Genomic DNA, 16,260 nt, shown 5'->3' on the forward strand with positions numbered 1-16,260 from the left:
ATTTCGAGGCAAGCCTCGGAGGATTATACCCTTTGGTGCTGCCAATAAAAAAATATTCAATATAATAGAGACCATTAAATGACCGCTACCATGAGAACATCCCTTTTTTGTTTGAGTTTCCTCTTTACGAGCCTATGCTTTTCACAAATAGACCCATCCAATTACCAAGATTTGGAGTATCGAATGATCGGGCCTTTCAGGGGCGGGAGGACCGTGGGGGCGGTGGGCGTGCCTTCCCAACCCAATGTATTCTTTATTGGGGTGAACAATGGCGGGGTATGGAAAACGGATGATTATGGCCGTACCTGGAATCCCATTTTTGATGACGTGCCCACAGGTTCCGTGGGAGATTTGGCGGTTTCGCCCTCGGACCCCAATGTTATTTATGTCGGTACCGGCGAAGGGCTGCACCGGCCGGACCTGGCTGTAGGGGACGGGATGTTCAAATCCACCAATGGCGGTAAAAGCTGGGAACATATCGGGCTGGAAGATGTGCAGCAGGTGAGTCGGGTCATCGTACACCCCACCAATCCTGACGTGGTGTATGTGGCCGGTTTGGGCCATCCGTATGGGGCCAATGAAATGCGGGGCATATTTAAATCGGTAGATGGCGGAAAGACATGGAAAAAGACATTGTATATCAACCAAAATACTGGAGCCATTCAGGTAGAAATGGACCCTAATAATCCCAACATCCTGTTCGCGGCCATGTGGGAACATCAGGAAGGACCGTGGGAGAACGCCAAATTCTCCGGTCCCAACAGCGGACTCTACAAATCCACCGATGGCGGGGACACCTGGCGACAACTCACCAACGGACTCCCCGGAGCGGAAGAGGGCTTGGGTAGAGTAGGGGTGGCGCTATCGGCCAGCAATTCCAAACGCTTATATGCCACGGTCGATGCCCGGGAAAAGGGCGGGGTCTATACCAGTGCCGATGCCGGCGAAAGCTGGAGCCTGGTCACCACGGAAAACCGATTGTGGGGCCGGGGCAGTGACTTTGCCGAAATCAAGGTACATCCCAAGGATGAAAATGTCGTTTTTGTGGGGAATGTGGCCTCGTATAAATCGGAAGACGGGGGCAAAACGTGGACCTCCATCAAAGGTGCCCCGGGCGGGGACGACTACCACAGGATATGGATCAATCCCCAACATCCGGAAATCATGCTTTTTGCTGCGGATCAAGGAGCCGTTATTACCGTAAATGGTGGGGACACGTGGAGCTCTTGGTACAACCAGCCCACGTCACAATTGTACCATGTAAGCACAGACAACCAATTTCCGTATTGGGTGTACGGCGGCCAACAGGAAAGTGGGGCCATTGGCATTGCCAGTAGGAGCAATGGGGGCCAAATCTCGTTTCGGGAATTTATGGGCGTGGGTGCCGATGAATATGCTTATGTCGCTCCGGACCCTTTGGATAACAATATCGTTTATGGCGGTCGCGTCATTAAGTTCAATAAAAAAACGGGTCAGTCGCAATATGTGGGTCCCGAAGTGCTGCGTTCCCGGGATTTCCGATACCTGCGTACGATGCCCTTGTTGTTTCATCCGGCCGATGACAGTATGTTGTTGTTCGGTACGAATGTGATTTGGAAAACCCATGATGGGGGACAGCATTGGGAACAGATCAGTGGCGACCTTACCAGAGCCCGACCCGAAGTGCCGGCCAGCGTTGGGGATTACAAAACCGATGCCATGGAAAACATGCCGCAACGTGCGATTGTATATGCCATTGGACCTTCGCCCTTGGACGAAGACATTATTTGGGCCGGTACGGACGATGGCCTGATTCAGGTAACGCGGGATGGAGGCAAAACCTGGACCCACGTAACACCATCGGCGATTACCGCATGGGATAAAATTTCACAGATCGATGCCGGACATTTTGATGGGGGAACGGCCTATGTGGCGGTGAATGCCATACGGAAGGACGATATGCAACCCCATATTTACAAGACCCATGACTTTGGGGAAACCTGGGAAGAAGTCGTTTCCGGAATGAATCCCTCCGGACCGGTCAACGTGGTGCGTGAAGACCCAAAACAACAAGGATTGCTGTATGCCGGAACGGAGCGGGAGGTCTATTTTTCGGCGGATGATGGGGCCTCTTGGCAATCCCTACGCATGAACATGCCCGCATCTTCCATTCGGGATTTGGTGGTACATGAAAATGATCTGGTCATTGGTACCCACGGTCGCTCCATTTGGATTTTGGACGATGTGAGTCCGTTGCGGGAGTTGGCCAGCCTCTCCGGTCAAAACGCCTATTTATTTTCGCCCAGCGATGCCTACCGGGTACGGTTCAATATGTTTAGCGACACGCCCTTGCCCCCTGAGGAACCTACGGGAGAGAATCCGCCGGACGGTGCTTTTATTGATTATTATGTAGGAGCCGATGCCCAAAAGGTGGAGCTCAACATATTGGATTCGGAAGGCGGGTTGGTCAACAGCTTTTCCAGTGATGATAGGGCGGAAGTGTTGGATACGACCAAAATGCAGCATCCCACGTATTGGATACGTCCGTTCAAAGGCTTGTCGGGCGAACCCGGCCACCACCGATTTGTTTGGAATTTACGATATAAAGAGCCGCAGGGCGCTAATCGGGCCTTTGCCATTGCCGCGGTGCAGTACGATACCCCTAGCGGACCGGAAGGACCTTTTGTAGCTCCGGGAACGTATAAAGTACAACTGAAGGTCGATGGGAAAACTTTGGAAAAAAACATCACGATACAACTGGATCCCCGTTCAGAAATGAGCGAGGAAGCCCTAGCCCTACAAACCGGCCTGTCCCTGCAGACCTACACCGATTACGGAAGATTGCAGGAGATTCGGGAAGTGATTGACGCCAGCTCGGCAAAAGGTAGGAAGAAGGAAAAGTTGATGGCCTTTCGAGGCGAAGGCGCCCCGGAGGATGGCGATTTGATTTATGGAAGTATTTATGCGATGAATCTGGAGGATGAAACGCTAGTCGGACTGCAATCCGAATTGCTTTTTCTGCTCAACGTCTTGCAAAAAACCGATGCCCAACCCACGGTCGCCACACAGGAAGCCGCAAAACAGTTACATACACGTGTGGGGGAGATGGTAGCCCTTTGGGAATCGAAGTACAAATAGATAGAATGAAATCAGCCTACCTGTAGTTGGTTGTAATTCGTTTTATGGGGGTTGTTAAAAAAATCATGGGGTTTGGCCAGGGTATTTGGCTATTGCCACGTATTGACGATGCGTTCATGTTGGAATAATTGAACAAGTTATTGTATGTAAGGCAATTGTCTTTAGTTTGTTGTTTCTCTTACCTTTATTTAATAGTAGGTCAATAGTTTGCTTTTTAAGCATTTCCTTTTGTAGAGGTATTTATCTTACCATCACAAATCCCTCGGTAAGGGTTCCATTTGATTTTAGGTAGCATCATGGGGCTCCTCCCTTTTGATAAAGGGAGGTGGCGCGACCTACCTCGCGCCGGAGGGCTAGAAAGCCCGAATCACGATGATCGTACCAAAGGCACAGGGACAGTTTCCAGGGTTTGGGCCAAGTCAAACTCCCCGTCCCGCAAGCGGGACACCCCTCTTCAGACGAAGAGGGGAGCTTTTAAAATAATGCGCAATTCCAATATTAAAAATTTTAACGCATCCATAGTAATTGCCCAGAAAAAAATGGTTTGGTCAATTATTTATGCATATCAAAATGTTTGGTAAAAGGTGATGGCGTGGAAAGATTGAACCTGTAGTTAGAGGTTCATCATAGAATATCAACTTTTTGTCCTATTTTAGAAGGAAAGACTTTCCAGTATGAACCTGAACACCAAAGCGAAACAAATAAATACCTATGATGCTATCGTAGTTGGTACGGGCATAAGTGGGGGATGGGCGGCAAAGGAGCTATCTGAAAAAGGTTTAAAGACCTTGGTCCTCGAAAGGGGACGTATGGTACAACATTTAACCGATTACCCAACGATGAACCTTAATCCATGGGAATTGCCCTATGCAAACCAGTTGACACCACAAGAACGAAGGGAGGTATATCCCATTCAGGCCAGGTCGTCCTACGCCGTAGACCAATCGACCAAGCATTTTTTCGTCAAGGACAACGAAAACCCCTATATACAGGAGAAACCTTTCCTTTGGACAAGGGGCTATCAGGTGGGGGGGCGTTCCCTTATTTGGGGAAGATGGGCCTATAGAAGGGGAGATCTGGAATTTGGTGCCAATGCCCGTGATGGCGTTGGTTTGGATTGGCCCATTCGATACAAGGACATGGAACCATGGTACGATTATGTGGAGTCCTACATAGGCGTGAGCGGTACAAGGGATGGATTGCCCCAGGTTCCGGATGGTAAGTTTCTTCCCCCTTGGGAAATGAGCTGTTTGGAAAAACATGTGGCGTGCAAAATTGAATCACATTTTGATGACCGAAAACTAACGATTGGAAGGACAGGGAACATTACACAGGCCCACGGTGGCCGTGGTCCCTGTATGGCGCGTAACAAATGTCGCAGGGGGTGTCCCTATGGAGCTTACTTTAGCAGTAATTCTGTAACACTGCTAGCTGCGGAAAGGACAGGAAACATGACCTTGCGACCCCATTCGATCGTACACACCATCCTTTACGACAAGGAGACGAAAAAGGCTTCGGGGGTACAAATCGTGGATGCGAATACAAAAGAGACAATAGTGTTCAATGCCAAGATCATCTTTCTCTGTGCATCAACGTTGGGTAGCACCAGTATACTTCTAAATTCGGTAGCCAACAGTTTCCCGGATGGTTTGGCCAATACCAGTGGTGAGTTGGGTCATAATTTGATGGACAATCATTTTCAGGTGGGAGCCTATGGGACCTACGATGGTTTTGAAGATGAATATCACAAGGGAAGAAGACCCGTAGATGTCTTGGTTCCAAGATTTCAAAATCTAGATGCCAAAACCAAACGTAAGGACTATCTGCGGGGATTCAGTACCTATGGTTGGTCCGGTCGCGAAGGATGGGACCGAGGTAGTGGGGGAAAGGAATTTGGTGCAGCATGGAAGGATAGCTTGACCAAACCCGGACCATGGACCTTTACCTTTCTGGCCTTTGGGGAGTGTTTGCCCTATCATAAAAACAGGATCTATCTGGACCAACAAAAACGCGACCCCTGGGGCTTGCCCATGTTGGTGGCCGATATGGCCTTTGGCCCCAATGAAGCCGCCATGCGAAAGGAAATGATGACCTCCAGTGCGGAAATGCTGGAAGCATCGGGATTTAAGGATATCAATACCTATGACGACCCTAGTGAACCTGGTTTGAGCATTCATGAAATGGGTACCGCAAGAATGGGTGAGGATTCCAAAAAATCGGTGCTTAACAAGTGGAACCAAGTACACGATATTCCTAATATTTTTGTAACGGACGGTTCTTGTATGAATTCCAATGGTTGGGGAAACCCGTCATTGACCTATATGGCCTTAACGGCAAGGGCCTGTGACCATGCCGTGAACGAACTTAAAAAAGGGAATTTATGACAGCGGGAACTATGAATAGAAGAAAGGCTTTGGAAAGGGTCTCCGTAATTATGGGAGGTGTTTTGGTTCCCTCTATTTGGACAGGTATAATCAGCGGTTGTAGGACCCCCTTGGAACCCAATTGGTCGCCCAAATTTTTAGACAATGAGGAGGCCCTACTTACGGAATTGATCGTAGATGTATTTATTCCCCAAACGCACACTCCAAGTGCTTCGGAGGCCATGGTACATAGGTTCATAGATGAAATGTTACATGGTTTTTTGGAAAAGGAAGAACAGGAAATAATTCGGCATGGGTTAAAAAGGCTGCAAGAGTTGGATTTTGTTGGAATGGATGAGGAAGCGAGAATCAACGTTTTTAAAGATCTATCCGTTTCGGAAGAGCCTAAAAATGCCTTGTTCTTCGATGCGATGCGCAGTATGGCCTTATTGGGCTATTTCACATCAGAGATTGGAGCTACGCAAGCTTTGGCGCACGACCCCATTCCGGGTTCCTATGAAGGATGTATCCCCTTGAATAAATATGGAGGCAAAACCTGGTCCGAAAGTTAGGCTATAAACTATCCTTCACTATTTTAATGCTCCCTTCGCCTGCGTATAGTTCCCTACCAAACAACAGGTGGTTGAAAACCTTTCCTTTTTCAAAGTCCAGCACCTGACTTACCCCCGTACCGTTTTCCTCTCCCCAGGTGATGAACAGTTTATCCTTGGAAATCCAGTTTGCCCGATATATTTCCCTTCCTTGAAGTCCTTTTTCAGTGCCCTGGACTGCCGTCCAATGCAGGGTGGAGTCGGACTCGATCGTTAGATGGTAGACACTTTCACCATAATCGTATTCCAATGTTTTGGAAATAAGTCCTTCGCTCTTCGGGGAGGAATTTGGCGAACAGTTCCAAAAGATGACGGCCATAAGGCACGAAAATATGGGATTACGGTATTTGTCCATAGCTGAAATTCTTTTAATTGAAAGGATTTGCGTTCAAAAGATATTAAAATTACCCCAACCAAACCTTGTTTTCTGTCGGTTTTAGTACATTGGCAGAAACCTTGAAATGTGCTAGCGAAAAGACGACAATTGCCCCAGGAATACCCCAGGGATTCCGAGAAGTTCATCTACTGTTTGGAAGCGGTCGATGATATTGAAACGGCCACGGTTACCGAAGTACAGAAAAATCTGGAACATTTGGCCATGCAGTATGGCGTGGCCAGCATCTATCAAACCTGCGACACCATTGAGGGACTGGAGGACAGTCTCAATGCCCTGGTGATGGAAGACCATCATTTTAAGGACTATGAGATCATCTACTTGGTGATGCCGGGGGAGGCCAATAGTATCTGTCTGAACGATTACTTCTATAGTTTACAGGAAATCGCGGAACTGTTTGAAGGCCGATTAAAAGGCAAGATCCTGCATTTTTCCAATGCCAAGGTGCTCGACCTGGACGAGGAAGAGTCCCAATATTTTTTGGACATCACCAACGCAAAGGCCATTTCGGGCTATGGCCATGCCTATGAAGGCATCAGCAGCTCGGATTTGGACAAGGTCTTCTTTAACCTGTTCAAGGAGGATGACAATATGTTCGATGTGGTAGAGGAATTGCACCAACGGCATTATAATATCTGTAAGCTACTGGATTTTAGGTTGTATTATTAAGTAGGTTTTTACCCTAAAGGATTACCCGTTTAATCTGTTTTCCTTTCGTTCCCTGCGGTCGTCCCTGCGTTCGCGACGGTCTTCCCGTAATTCGCCCTTATCCTCCCGAATTTCCTCCTGGGTCTCCAACAGATCGTTGTTCATGGTAGTAATAAACTTTTCAAGAATACCGTTTCCAAGCAATTCATCCGTTATGGCGCTCTCGTAGAGGGCCTTTTGGTTTTCCGATCGGGCCTCCAATTCGGCACGGTCGGACACATCGTCCCGTTTGTCGCGTCGGTCGTCGCGGGTATTCCTTCGGTCGCGGCGCATATCCCTTCTATCGTCCGGGGTGCCTTCAAACGTTCTGCGGTTGCTTCTTTTTTCCCTTCGGTTGGTTCCCTTTTCCACGGAACTTTGCACGACTTCCCGTTTGGCCTGGGCTACTTTTCCCTCGGTCTGTTGGATTTCCCGTTCCATGGCGGTCAGGATTCCCTTCCGATATTTTTGGGCCAATTTCGTATCGCCATTTTCGATGGCCGATTGGAATTCGGATACATCGGCTTTAAAGCTTTCCAGTTCTTTGGTATCACGTTCCAATTGCGCGTTGCCCACCTTGATCTGTCGGTGGTCCTGAACGGCTTCCTTGGCATTCTGGGCCGAAGCAAAAAAGGCCGTCAATAGTACAAGGGTCGCAGTGAGATATTTATTTGTTTTCATTGTCATTGATTTTATCGGTGTATAAAAATTTTAAAATATAAGATCTAAAAAATAGAGTAGGGAGGTTAATTGATCACTGCATTGATTTTTTCCCAAAGGGCATTGTCAAATCCCGATACCGCAAAATTGGCATTCTGCGGGTCCGAAGCATTGCCCATACGTATGACCACCATGTTTTTGCTGGGAACCACATAGATACGTTGGTCCTTGGCACCCATGGCAGCTACCATGTCGGCCGGTGCATTGGGAATCAAAGTCCCAGGAAACACGGTTTGGTCGCTGGGAAGCATGTATTGGGACTTTCCGTTCAACCACCATAAGTATCCGTAGGAGGGATTGATATTTTGGGATGTGGTCACACATTCGGTAAAGAAAGATGCATCGATGATCTGTTCCCCGTCCCACGAACCGTTATTTAGGCTGAGTAGCCCGAAACGGGCCATGCTTCGGGTGGTGCTGTGAAAGATGGTGAAGATTGTTCCTTCGTTCCAAAAACCGTCCATACCGATCTTCGCCTTGAGGTTTGTGTTGAAGTAGCTTTCAAAATCGGTCGCACTGGATTCGGCCACGACATCCATCAATTTTTGAAACACGTTGCCGTAGGCCCATCGGGTGCCGGCATCGGCCACATAGGTAAGGTTGGATTTTACCACCAATTGTTTGGTATCGTCAATGCCAGAGGTCATCGTCAGCAGATTCCGCACGGTGATCAGGTTTTCCTTTTCCAGGTCCATATTGGTCCAGTCGGTCCCCAGATAGTCGGACACCTTGTTTTCAATATCGATCAGTCCGTTTTGCTGCGCAATGCCCGTGGTGGCGGATGCCAAGGTCTTTCCGGCACTGTTCCACTCCCAAGGCTCTTGGGCCGTATGCCCATCATAATATTCTTCCATCACGATCCTACCATTGACAAGGATCATAAAGGATTTGGAATTGTTCTGGATGAGAAAGTCGTTTAATGCGTTTATGTTGGACTCGTTCCATTCCAAACTACTTGGTGTAACCGTTTCCCACGTATTGTTTTCTACAGGTGGAAAATACATGGTTGGATCTAGAACCTCAATAGGGCTATCGTCCGATGTTGAACAGCTCACCATCATACCAAATAGCAATATTAAAAGCAAATACCCGTTTTTCATAAAATTCAGTTATTGAAGTTTTGTTCCCTGACTTGCCGAAAAATTGCGGCCAAACCCTTTTCAAGGATTCCATACAAGACAGGAAAAATCAATTATTATAACGTTCTCAGACGTGCTTTGTTGTATGGGCTCCGTGTGGAATTTTACAGGTTTTTGACGTAATAATTCAGTTGTTTTGGGTTAGGAGGGGAGTGGGGGAGCGAAAACCAAATACCCAAAAATTCTTAAAGAAAAATTACATACTATAAATTTATGAACAGGTTTATTTTTTCTTGCCCACGGAAACTTTATAGTCATCTATGGTTCCCTGTATCTTTAGATTGAGAAACTTGGTTTTTCTGTTGGGGTCTACTTCTACGATTTCATCTTCCCTATCTTGTTCAACAATACTGTCCTTTTTACTTCCGAACAGTTTTTGCCATGTCGCCTTCCGTATGGTTTCCCAAGGTAAGCGCAAGTAATAGTCAATATTTTGATCGCTATCGTGTGTCCCTGACAGTTCCATGTGACCCAAGGTGGATTCAATGGCCATCGCCGGGATAGTGATTTTTCCTTTGTCAATGGCCAGGCTATTTTGCAGGGTGTCAAACCGAATACTGCGCAGGTTCTTGTCTCCCATATAGTCCGATAGCGCCAACATGGGATCATAATTCTTTAGTTTTCCATCCAATACCTTCACGTCCATTTCAAGGGTAGATTGGTCCAAATCCGGTACTAAATCAGGATATACCCTTATGTTACCGTTTATTTTGGCCGTAAGCTTTCCCTGCAAATTTTCCGAAACAAGGTGGTCTTGCCCAAAATTTTCAAATTTGAGGAGAAGTTTGTCCAGATCTACATGGGTCATGACTAACTCTGGCCGCATATAGATGTGTTTTGGATCATTACCGTTAAAATAGCCTTTCAAACGAATGTTACCCCCGGCGGCATCCATGCTCAGTGTATCCACGTACACATAATGATCTGGCGTGGTACGTAAAGCTGCCTTTATGTTTTTAAGGTCTATCCTATGGTATAGGAAATGGGCGATATCCGCCTGAAAGCGCATATTGGTAAACGGTAGTTCATAGATGTTAAAAGCCTCTGCATGGGCCGCAACATCCTCCGTGGTGGATGTACTGGCCTCCTTGGCTTGAGGCGGGCTTAGGTCAAATTTGAATAGGGTATCGTAATCAATATAATCCGCACTTAATTCCAGGTAATTATCACGTATTTGCAGTGATGGGTCTTCCCCCAGAAAATAGTTCAGGTCGATATTAAACGTGGTAGAACCAATTTCGCCGTGAAAATCATTGATCATGATATGATCGTCCTCATACCTTATGTGGCCCTTAAAATCGTGAAAACGTTGCGGATGTAGTTCCATCTTGGTATCCAGCTTGTCCAGGTCAATCGCAACGGACTGAAGTGAAGCATCCGTATAATGCATCCTTGATGTAAAATGCAGGGCCAGATCGTCAAAAATTTCATGTCGGTATTCTTCCGGTACATAATTTTCCCCCTTGTAGGAGAACACGTCCTCCAGTCGCAACTTTTTTGAAGTAAGGTTGAAATCCAAGGCTACATCGCCATTTCGTTCGGGTCGCATCCAAAAGGCATAATCCTTTATCCATCCGTTAAAATGAAAATCGCTATCGTCAATATAGCCCTTGAAGTCCACTAGTTTCAAATCCACTTCATCGATGAGCACATCGGCTTGAAAATCATGCAAACGATGTGGGTAGTGCTTTAAGTCCGCATGTAGGCTATCGATATAAAATTCCCCTTTGGGCAAATATTCAGATTCCGTAAAGTCTTTGGCGGTGCCCACAAAGGAAACGCCCATCTTCAGATTTTCAACCTGTTCATCGATTCCTGTTTGGATGGTGTCTTGTGGTGAAAATCCTGTCAATGCCGCAATATCCAAGTAGTTGGAGGTAATATCTAAATGCGCCTTCACGGGTGTGTTGGTATGATGTACAATGGCCGGGAGGTCTGAAAAAAAACCGCGTATGGAAACATCTGAATTGCCCATTAACAGCTCAAATTGTTTGAGCGTGGCCTCCTTGCCGTTCATCTCCAGATCCACTTGTAAACTATCGAGCGGTACGGGTAGATTGTCCGCTTCCAGGTGCAAATTTTCAACCTTCAGGGCCGCATAGTAGGCCTGATTGAGTTGCTGCAAAGCCTTTTGGGGATTTTCGATATCTATGATATCATGAAAATTCATCTTTAGTTTGATGTTGCCAGAGGCGTTCCGTACCTGTCGCAGTTCTAAAAATTCCGAAATAAAATCCAAATTGAAGTCGGCCTGCATTTGCATATCCACCTCAGGGGATTCAAAATTCCGTACAAAGATCGAACCTTTAAACTCACCTTTTTCCAGGGAGGCGGTCATATTGGTCAAGGAAAATTCCATGGTGCTGGCATCCCTGTTGGCCCCATTGCTAAAATGGCCCTTAAAGCCCATGTTATCTATTTTCTTGGCACTTCTAGGATGCTCCAAAAAGGCCTTTCCAGCACCAAATTGGGCAAATATCGCCGGCCTGTTACCTTTATTTGCCGCACCTTTTACGGTAGCATTGAAATAAATTTCCCCAGCATTTTTATACCTCTCCAAAAGAGGGATCACATCTGCCGGGGCAAATGCAATAAGCATGTCAAAATTGGGCTTTGTGCCTTTAATGGCAAGGTCAAGGGCCATATCGTTTTTGGTATCTATGGACCCTTCAAGCTCAAAATCACCGTTTTCCATAACAATACCGCTGGGCGCTATGTCCAGTATGCCGGTAGCTTCATTGAATTCGAGTTCTGTGTGAATCTCAAAATGTTTTTTATGTATAAATGTGGTGTCGCCCTCCTTGATGACATTCAGTTCCAATTCCGTATCAATGTGGCCGGCAATCGTACCGTCCTGTATACCAAAACCGCCTTTGGCAGCGTAAATAAATTTTTCAACATCGGTTTGGGTGGCTTCATCCAAGGTGTGGATATCCAGGTTTTTTAATCGGATCTTGTTCAAACGAATATTCGTGGTGGCCGTATCCTCGTTAGAAGTGGTCATCAGTGAATTTTGTATATTGGTGCTATTATCCTCGTGAACGACTATATTAAGAAGTCCGTCTTCTATTAAAAGCGAGTGTATCTCGTAGTTTCCGCTTAGAATATCCCAAAGGTTGAAGCCCACATATATATCCTTAACGTCCATGATAAGGGGGGCATTTTCAAACTTGGACTCAAAGACCTGAACGTCATAAATCTTTATGGAAAGGTCTGGAAAATTACCGAAAATGGACAAATTACTATTGCCCATGGTAATACGTCCTTTATGCTCCTGGTTGAGCAGGGCGATCTGTTCTTGGATAATTTCAGACTGGTGGCTTTGGATATAGAGCAGCAGGGCCCCAATAAGGAGCATCGGCACCAAGAAGATGCATAAGACAATCCGTTTCCAATGTTTTTTAAGCCTCAAAGCAATTTTATTCGATGCAGTATGAACCCTATCCTTTCCTTAAAACGAACGCGCTGGGCATCCTATTGTTTGATGTGCTGAATGTTAGGGAATTTTAACCCCGAATCTTAAAAGGCCTATACGCATGGCGAAAAGGGCCCACTGTTAAAGACGTGTCAAAATAGTTTATAGCTATGGTTAATTGTTGGGATTCAAGTACCTTCTGCCATAAATGCATTTAAACCGATACCCATGAAATTCCTCAAAACAAAGACCCTTTTTTTATTGCTATTCCTACCGATGCTATGTGTAAACGCACAGGGCGAATTGAAGTCGGTGGAAGGCTATTCGCCAAACATCGGACGAATGGTCTATATGTTGGAAGACCTAAAGGATCGTATTACCGAACAGGTTAAGGACTTGGACCAATCGCAAACCGATTTCCAATATGATGCCCAAGCGAACAGTATTGGCGCCTTGATCATGCATTTGGTCTCTACGGAATCCTATTACCAAGTAGCGACCTTGGAGGGTAGGGAATGGACAGCAGCCGAACTTGAAAGCGTAGGTGTTGCCGGGGAACTGAATGCCAACGTAAATAGCATGCTGAAAGGGGAGCCTATTGCTCATTATCTGGATCTATGGGAGGAAGTACGGCAAAAAACCTTGGCCGCATTCAAAACCAAGGATGATGCCTGGTTCGCCTCGAACATTGAGGAGGGCTTGAACTACCATTATATCTGGTACCACGTCATGGAACACTCGGCCAACCATATGGGGCAAATTGGGACGATAAAGAACCGGTTGCCTGAATAATTCCAATAATTCAGTTTAAGTCTTCTGTATGTAAGGATTCAAAACCTGAGTACGACTACCAAAGCAATTTTACATAACGGCAAATTATGAGTACAAATAAATTATTTCGCCGTGCGAAGCACACTGCTTAAAAAGGTTTCTTGTATACCGGCAAACGAATGGTTAACGCTTGCAGAATGACCGTGCGGTATTTGACATAATAGAATTATAGCTTACGAATACGTTAAGGAAACAAACTTTATCAGCAAATTGCTTTGACATAAAATCGGTATCGTTATAGCACTAAAGCGCTAGAACTGATTTTATATCAAATAGCACAGCTATACGCAATTTGCTACCCATAAGTATTTGTACTATAATTTATATTATGTAAAATAAACTTTTTTAAACCCGGTATATAATCCTTTCGTTTTTAGCAGGCTCCTCTTCTCTTTGGCTTTATAATTCACAACCAACAACTTTTAAAAACATTTCCATAGAAAAGAAATGTATATTTATTCCACCAATTACCAAACTATATGACATCCAATCCATTTCAACGATTCCTTCTAGGCATCGTACTGTTTTGTTGTGTTGCCAGTTTTTCACAGACCACACAAAAAAACCAGCAATTTAACCGACCGTTTTACCAAGCGACCTTTTTGGAAACCGAACCTGTCGTGGACGGCGAAATCCGCAACGAAGCCCTTTGGGAGTCGGTTCCCTTGGCCCCGGACCTCATTCAGATAAAGCCTTCCTTTGGCGCCCCCGTGTCCGAAAAAACGGAAATTCGTGTCGCTTATAGCAATACCACCTTTTATGTGGCCGTCGTCTGCTATGATAAGGAACCCGATAAAATTGTGGTCTCCGACTCGCGCCGCGATGCGGATCTCAATGATGAGGACAGCTTTCTCTTTATCATCGATACCTATAACGACCAGCAAAACGGCTTCCTTTTTGGCACCAATGCCCAAGGTATGGAATACGACGCACAGATCAACAACGAAGGCAAGGGAAATAACAATGCCAATCGTCAACAGGGCGGCGTAATTGGGGGTACCAACATCAACTGGGACGCTACCTGGTCCGTAAAGACACAATTGGGCGATTATGGCTGGAGCGCCGAGTTTGCCATTCCCCTACGTTCCCTGCGTTTCGCGTCAGGGGAAGCAAAAACATGGGGGCTCAATTTTCAGCGGAACATCAGTAAAAACACTGAAATTGCCTACTGGACCTCCCTCCCATTGGGTTTCGACCTCAAACGCCTGGCCTTGGCCGGTAAATTGACCGGACTCAATCTAAAAAATCCAGGGAACCTTAAGTTGATTCCCTATGCCCTAGTACAGGGTATCAATGACCAGTCCATCTCCCCCAGCGAACAGGAACTGGACGCGGAAGTGGGCATGGACGTCAAGTACAGCATCACCCCTAGCCTTACCCTCGACCTCACCTATAACACGGACTTTGCCCAGGTAGAAGTCGACGACGAACAAGTGAACCTAGACCGATTCAACCTTTTCTTTCCCGAAAAACGGGCCTTTTTCCTTGAAAATGCGGGTCAGTTTTCGGTCGGAAGTCCTGGGGAGGTCGACTTGTTCTTTAGTCGGCGTATCGGTTTGGGTCAGGATGGTAGTATCGTCCCTATCATCGGCGGAGCCCGGGTTTCCGGGAAAGTCGGACAGACCAATGTGGGCTTGTTGAGCATGTTTACGGAGGATGTGGCATCGGCAGGTATTACGGAAAACAACTTCTCCGTGGCGCGTGTCAACCACAACTTTGGGAATTCCCGAAGTTCCTTGGGCGGTATATTCGTAAACCGACAAGGTTTGGCGGGCCTCGATGATGATTTTAACCGGGTGTATGCCATAGACGGCAAATGGGGCATCGGAAACAAGGCGGAAGTGAACGGCTTTTTTGCCAAGAGCGTCACCCCTTCCATCAATGGACAGGATCATGCCTTTAAATTATTGGCCAACTACGAATGGGACGGATGGAACCTGAACGCGGGCTACACCGAGGTAGCTCCGGGATTCAATCCGGAAGTCGGTTTTCTACAACGGACCGCTTTTAAAAAACCGGAGTTGTTGATTTTTAAGGCGCATCGGGTGAATGGTAACGGTAGTTTCCTGGAAATGCGTCCCCACCTCTCCTATCGTGGGTACTGGAACTTTGACAATGAGCAGGTTACGGGCTTTCTGCATGTGGACAACCACTGGGTATGGCGCAGCGGCTTTGAGATCCATACCGGTATCAATTTCACCCAGGAACGGGTATTCGCTCCCTTCAATATTTCCAATGTGACGGTGCCCATCGGCGAATACAAAAATGAGGAATTACAGTTTGTGTTGATTACCAACCCGAATAATGCTTTTTCCGTCAGTACCCGTACCTTCATCGGTGGTTATTTCAACGGTATGCGTTATTCCAACAGCGGTACGGCCAATTTTAGGGTAGGGAACAAATTTGTATCCTCCCTGACCATGAGCCACAACGATATCCAGCTGGAAACCGGAAATACGACGGCCTTGGTGGGCGGACTCCGATTGGCTTATAGTTTTACACCGCGCATCTTTTTACAAAGCTTGATACAGCGCAACAATGTTTCCGAGATCACCTCGGTAAATGCCCGTTTTGGATGGCTACAAAGTGCCAACACCGGACTCTTCGTGGTATTCAATATTGTACGGGACGATAACCCTTTGGATTTTTTGGATAATCAGACCCTGACCATAAAATACACGCATCGGTTTGATGTTTTGAAGTAGCTACCCATACATGCATGTGTACGCTACTCAAATAAAGAGTTGGTTATGGATTGGGACCCATGGGTTTTAGATAGACGAAAATTCAAGCCTAAAATTCCAAATTCCCTGGTGATTCTTAAACCCAAAATATGCAATAGAAAATCTATTACGGCTTCAAACTACTTCAAACACACGCTATTTAAGCTGTTTTTTAATTTAACCATAGTGATGCTATGCAAAAATTAAGAAAACACTTGTGTTTATTGTATTTTGAACCCTCATCACGAAGTCCTAATGCA

General features: G+C 46.2%; 10 protein-coding genes. 6 read left to right on the forward strand and 4 right to left on the reverse strand.

Annotated elements, in window-relative coordinates; genetic code table 11:
- Positions 1-90: 90 nt before the first annotated feature.
- From F0361_RS13360 to F0361_RS13370, 3 genes are all read left to right on the forward strand, one after another.
- Entirely contained in the window at positions 91-3,117 is a 3,027-nt protein-coding gene (locus F0361_RS13360; RefSeq protein ID WP_246160888.1) for a WD40/YVTN/BNR-like repeat-containing protein, read from the forward strand.
- A gap of 674 nt (positions 3,118-3,791) precedes the next feature.
- The gene (locus F0361_RS13365; RefSeq protein ID WP_154919213.1) at positions 3,792-5,501 is read left to right on the forward strand and encodes a GMC oxidoreductase; all 1,710 of its coding nucleotides are present in this window, start codon (positions 3,792-3,794) and stop codon (positions 5,499-5,501) included.
- Positions 5,498-6,052: a gluconate 2-dehydrogenase subunit 3 family protein gene (locus tag F0361_RS13370; protein WP_154919215.1), complete on the forward strand. Its 555-nt coding sequence runs from the start codon at positions 5,498-5,500 to the stop codon at positions 6,050-6,052. The genes F0361_RS13365 and F0361_RS13370 overlap by 4 nt, the downstream gene beginning before the upstream one ends.
- 1 nt (position 6,053) lies before the next feature.
- On the opposite strand, the gene F0361_RS13375 is transcribed toward F0361_RS13370, so the two are convergent.
- Positions 6,054-6,446 carry a MoaF-related domain-containing protein gene (locus tag F0361_RS13375; RefSeq protein WP_154919217.1) on the reverse strand — a complete coding sequence of 131 codons (393 nt, stop codon included), beginning with the start codon at positions 6,444-6,446 and terminating at the stop codon, positions 6,054-6,056.
- Between the two features lie 108 nt (positions 6,447-6,554).
- Here F0361_RS13375 and F0361_RS13380 point away from each other — a divergent pair, with 108 nt between their 5' ends.
- The gene (locus F0361_RS13380) at positions 6,555-7,154 is read left to right on the forward strand and encodes a DUF6642 family protein (protein ID WP_154919218.1); all 600 of its coding nucleotides are present in this window, start codon (positions 6,555-6,557) and stop codon (positions 7,152-7,154) included.
- Between the two features lie 21 nt (positions 7,155-7,175).
- On the opposite strand, the gene F0361_RS13385 is transcribed toward F0361_RS13380, so the two are convergent.
- The 3 genes from F0361_RS13385 to F0361_RS13395 all read right to left on the reverse strand — a co-directional run bounded on the left by F0361_RS13385 (position 7,176) and on the right by F0361_RS13395 (position 12,443).
- Positions 7,176-7,853 carry a hypothetical protein gene (locus F0361_RS13385; RefSeq protein WP_154919221.1) on the reverse strand — a complete coding sequence of 226 codons (678 nt, stop codon included), beginning with the start codon at positions 7,851-7,853 and terminating at the stop codon, positions 7,176-7,178.
- A 65-nt stretch (positions 7,854-7,918) separates the two neighbouring features.
- Positions 7,919-8,992, reverse strand: coding sequence for a serine hydrolase domain-containing protein (locus tag F0361_RS13390; RefSeq protein WP_154919224.1), 1,074 nt, complete (start codon positions 8,990-8,992; stop codon positions 7,919-7,921).
- Between the two features lie 262 nt (positions 8,993-9,254).
- A complete protein-coding gene (locus tag F0361_RS13395; protein ID WP_154919226.1) occupies positions 9,255-12,443 on the reverse strand; it encodes an AsmA-like C-terminal region-containing protein in 3,189 nt (1,062 codons plus the stop codon).
- Between the two features lie 231 nt (positions 12,444-12,674).
- Between F0361_RS13395 and F0361_RS13400 the strand changes: the two genes are divergently transcribed.
- Both F0361_RS13400 and F0361_RS13405 read left to right on the forward strand, forming a co-directional pair.
- The gene (locus tag F0361_RS13400; RefSeq protein WP_154919229.1) at positions 12,675-13,238 is read left to right on the forward strand and encodes a DinB family protein; all 564 of its coding nucleotides are present in this window, start codon (positions 12,675-12,677) and stop codon (positions 13,236-13,238) included.
- Positions 13,239-13,756: 518 nt separating this feature from the next.
- A complete protein-coding gene (locus F0361_RS13405) occupies positions 13,757-15,982 on the forward strand; it encodes a carbohydrate binding family 9 domain-containing protein (RefSeq protein ID WP_154919231.1) in 2,226 nt (741 codons plus the stop codon).
- Positions 15,983-16,260 lie beyond the last annotated feature (278 nt).

It is taken from the genome of Maribacter flavus (assembly GCF_008386635.1).
Taxonomy (GTDB): Bacteria; Bacteroidota; Bacteroidia; order Flavobacteriales; family Flavobacteriaceae; genus Maribacter; species Maribacter flavus.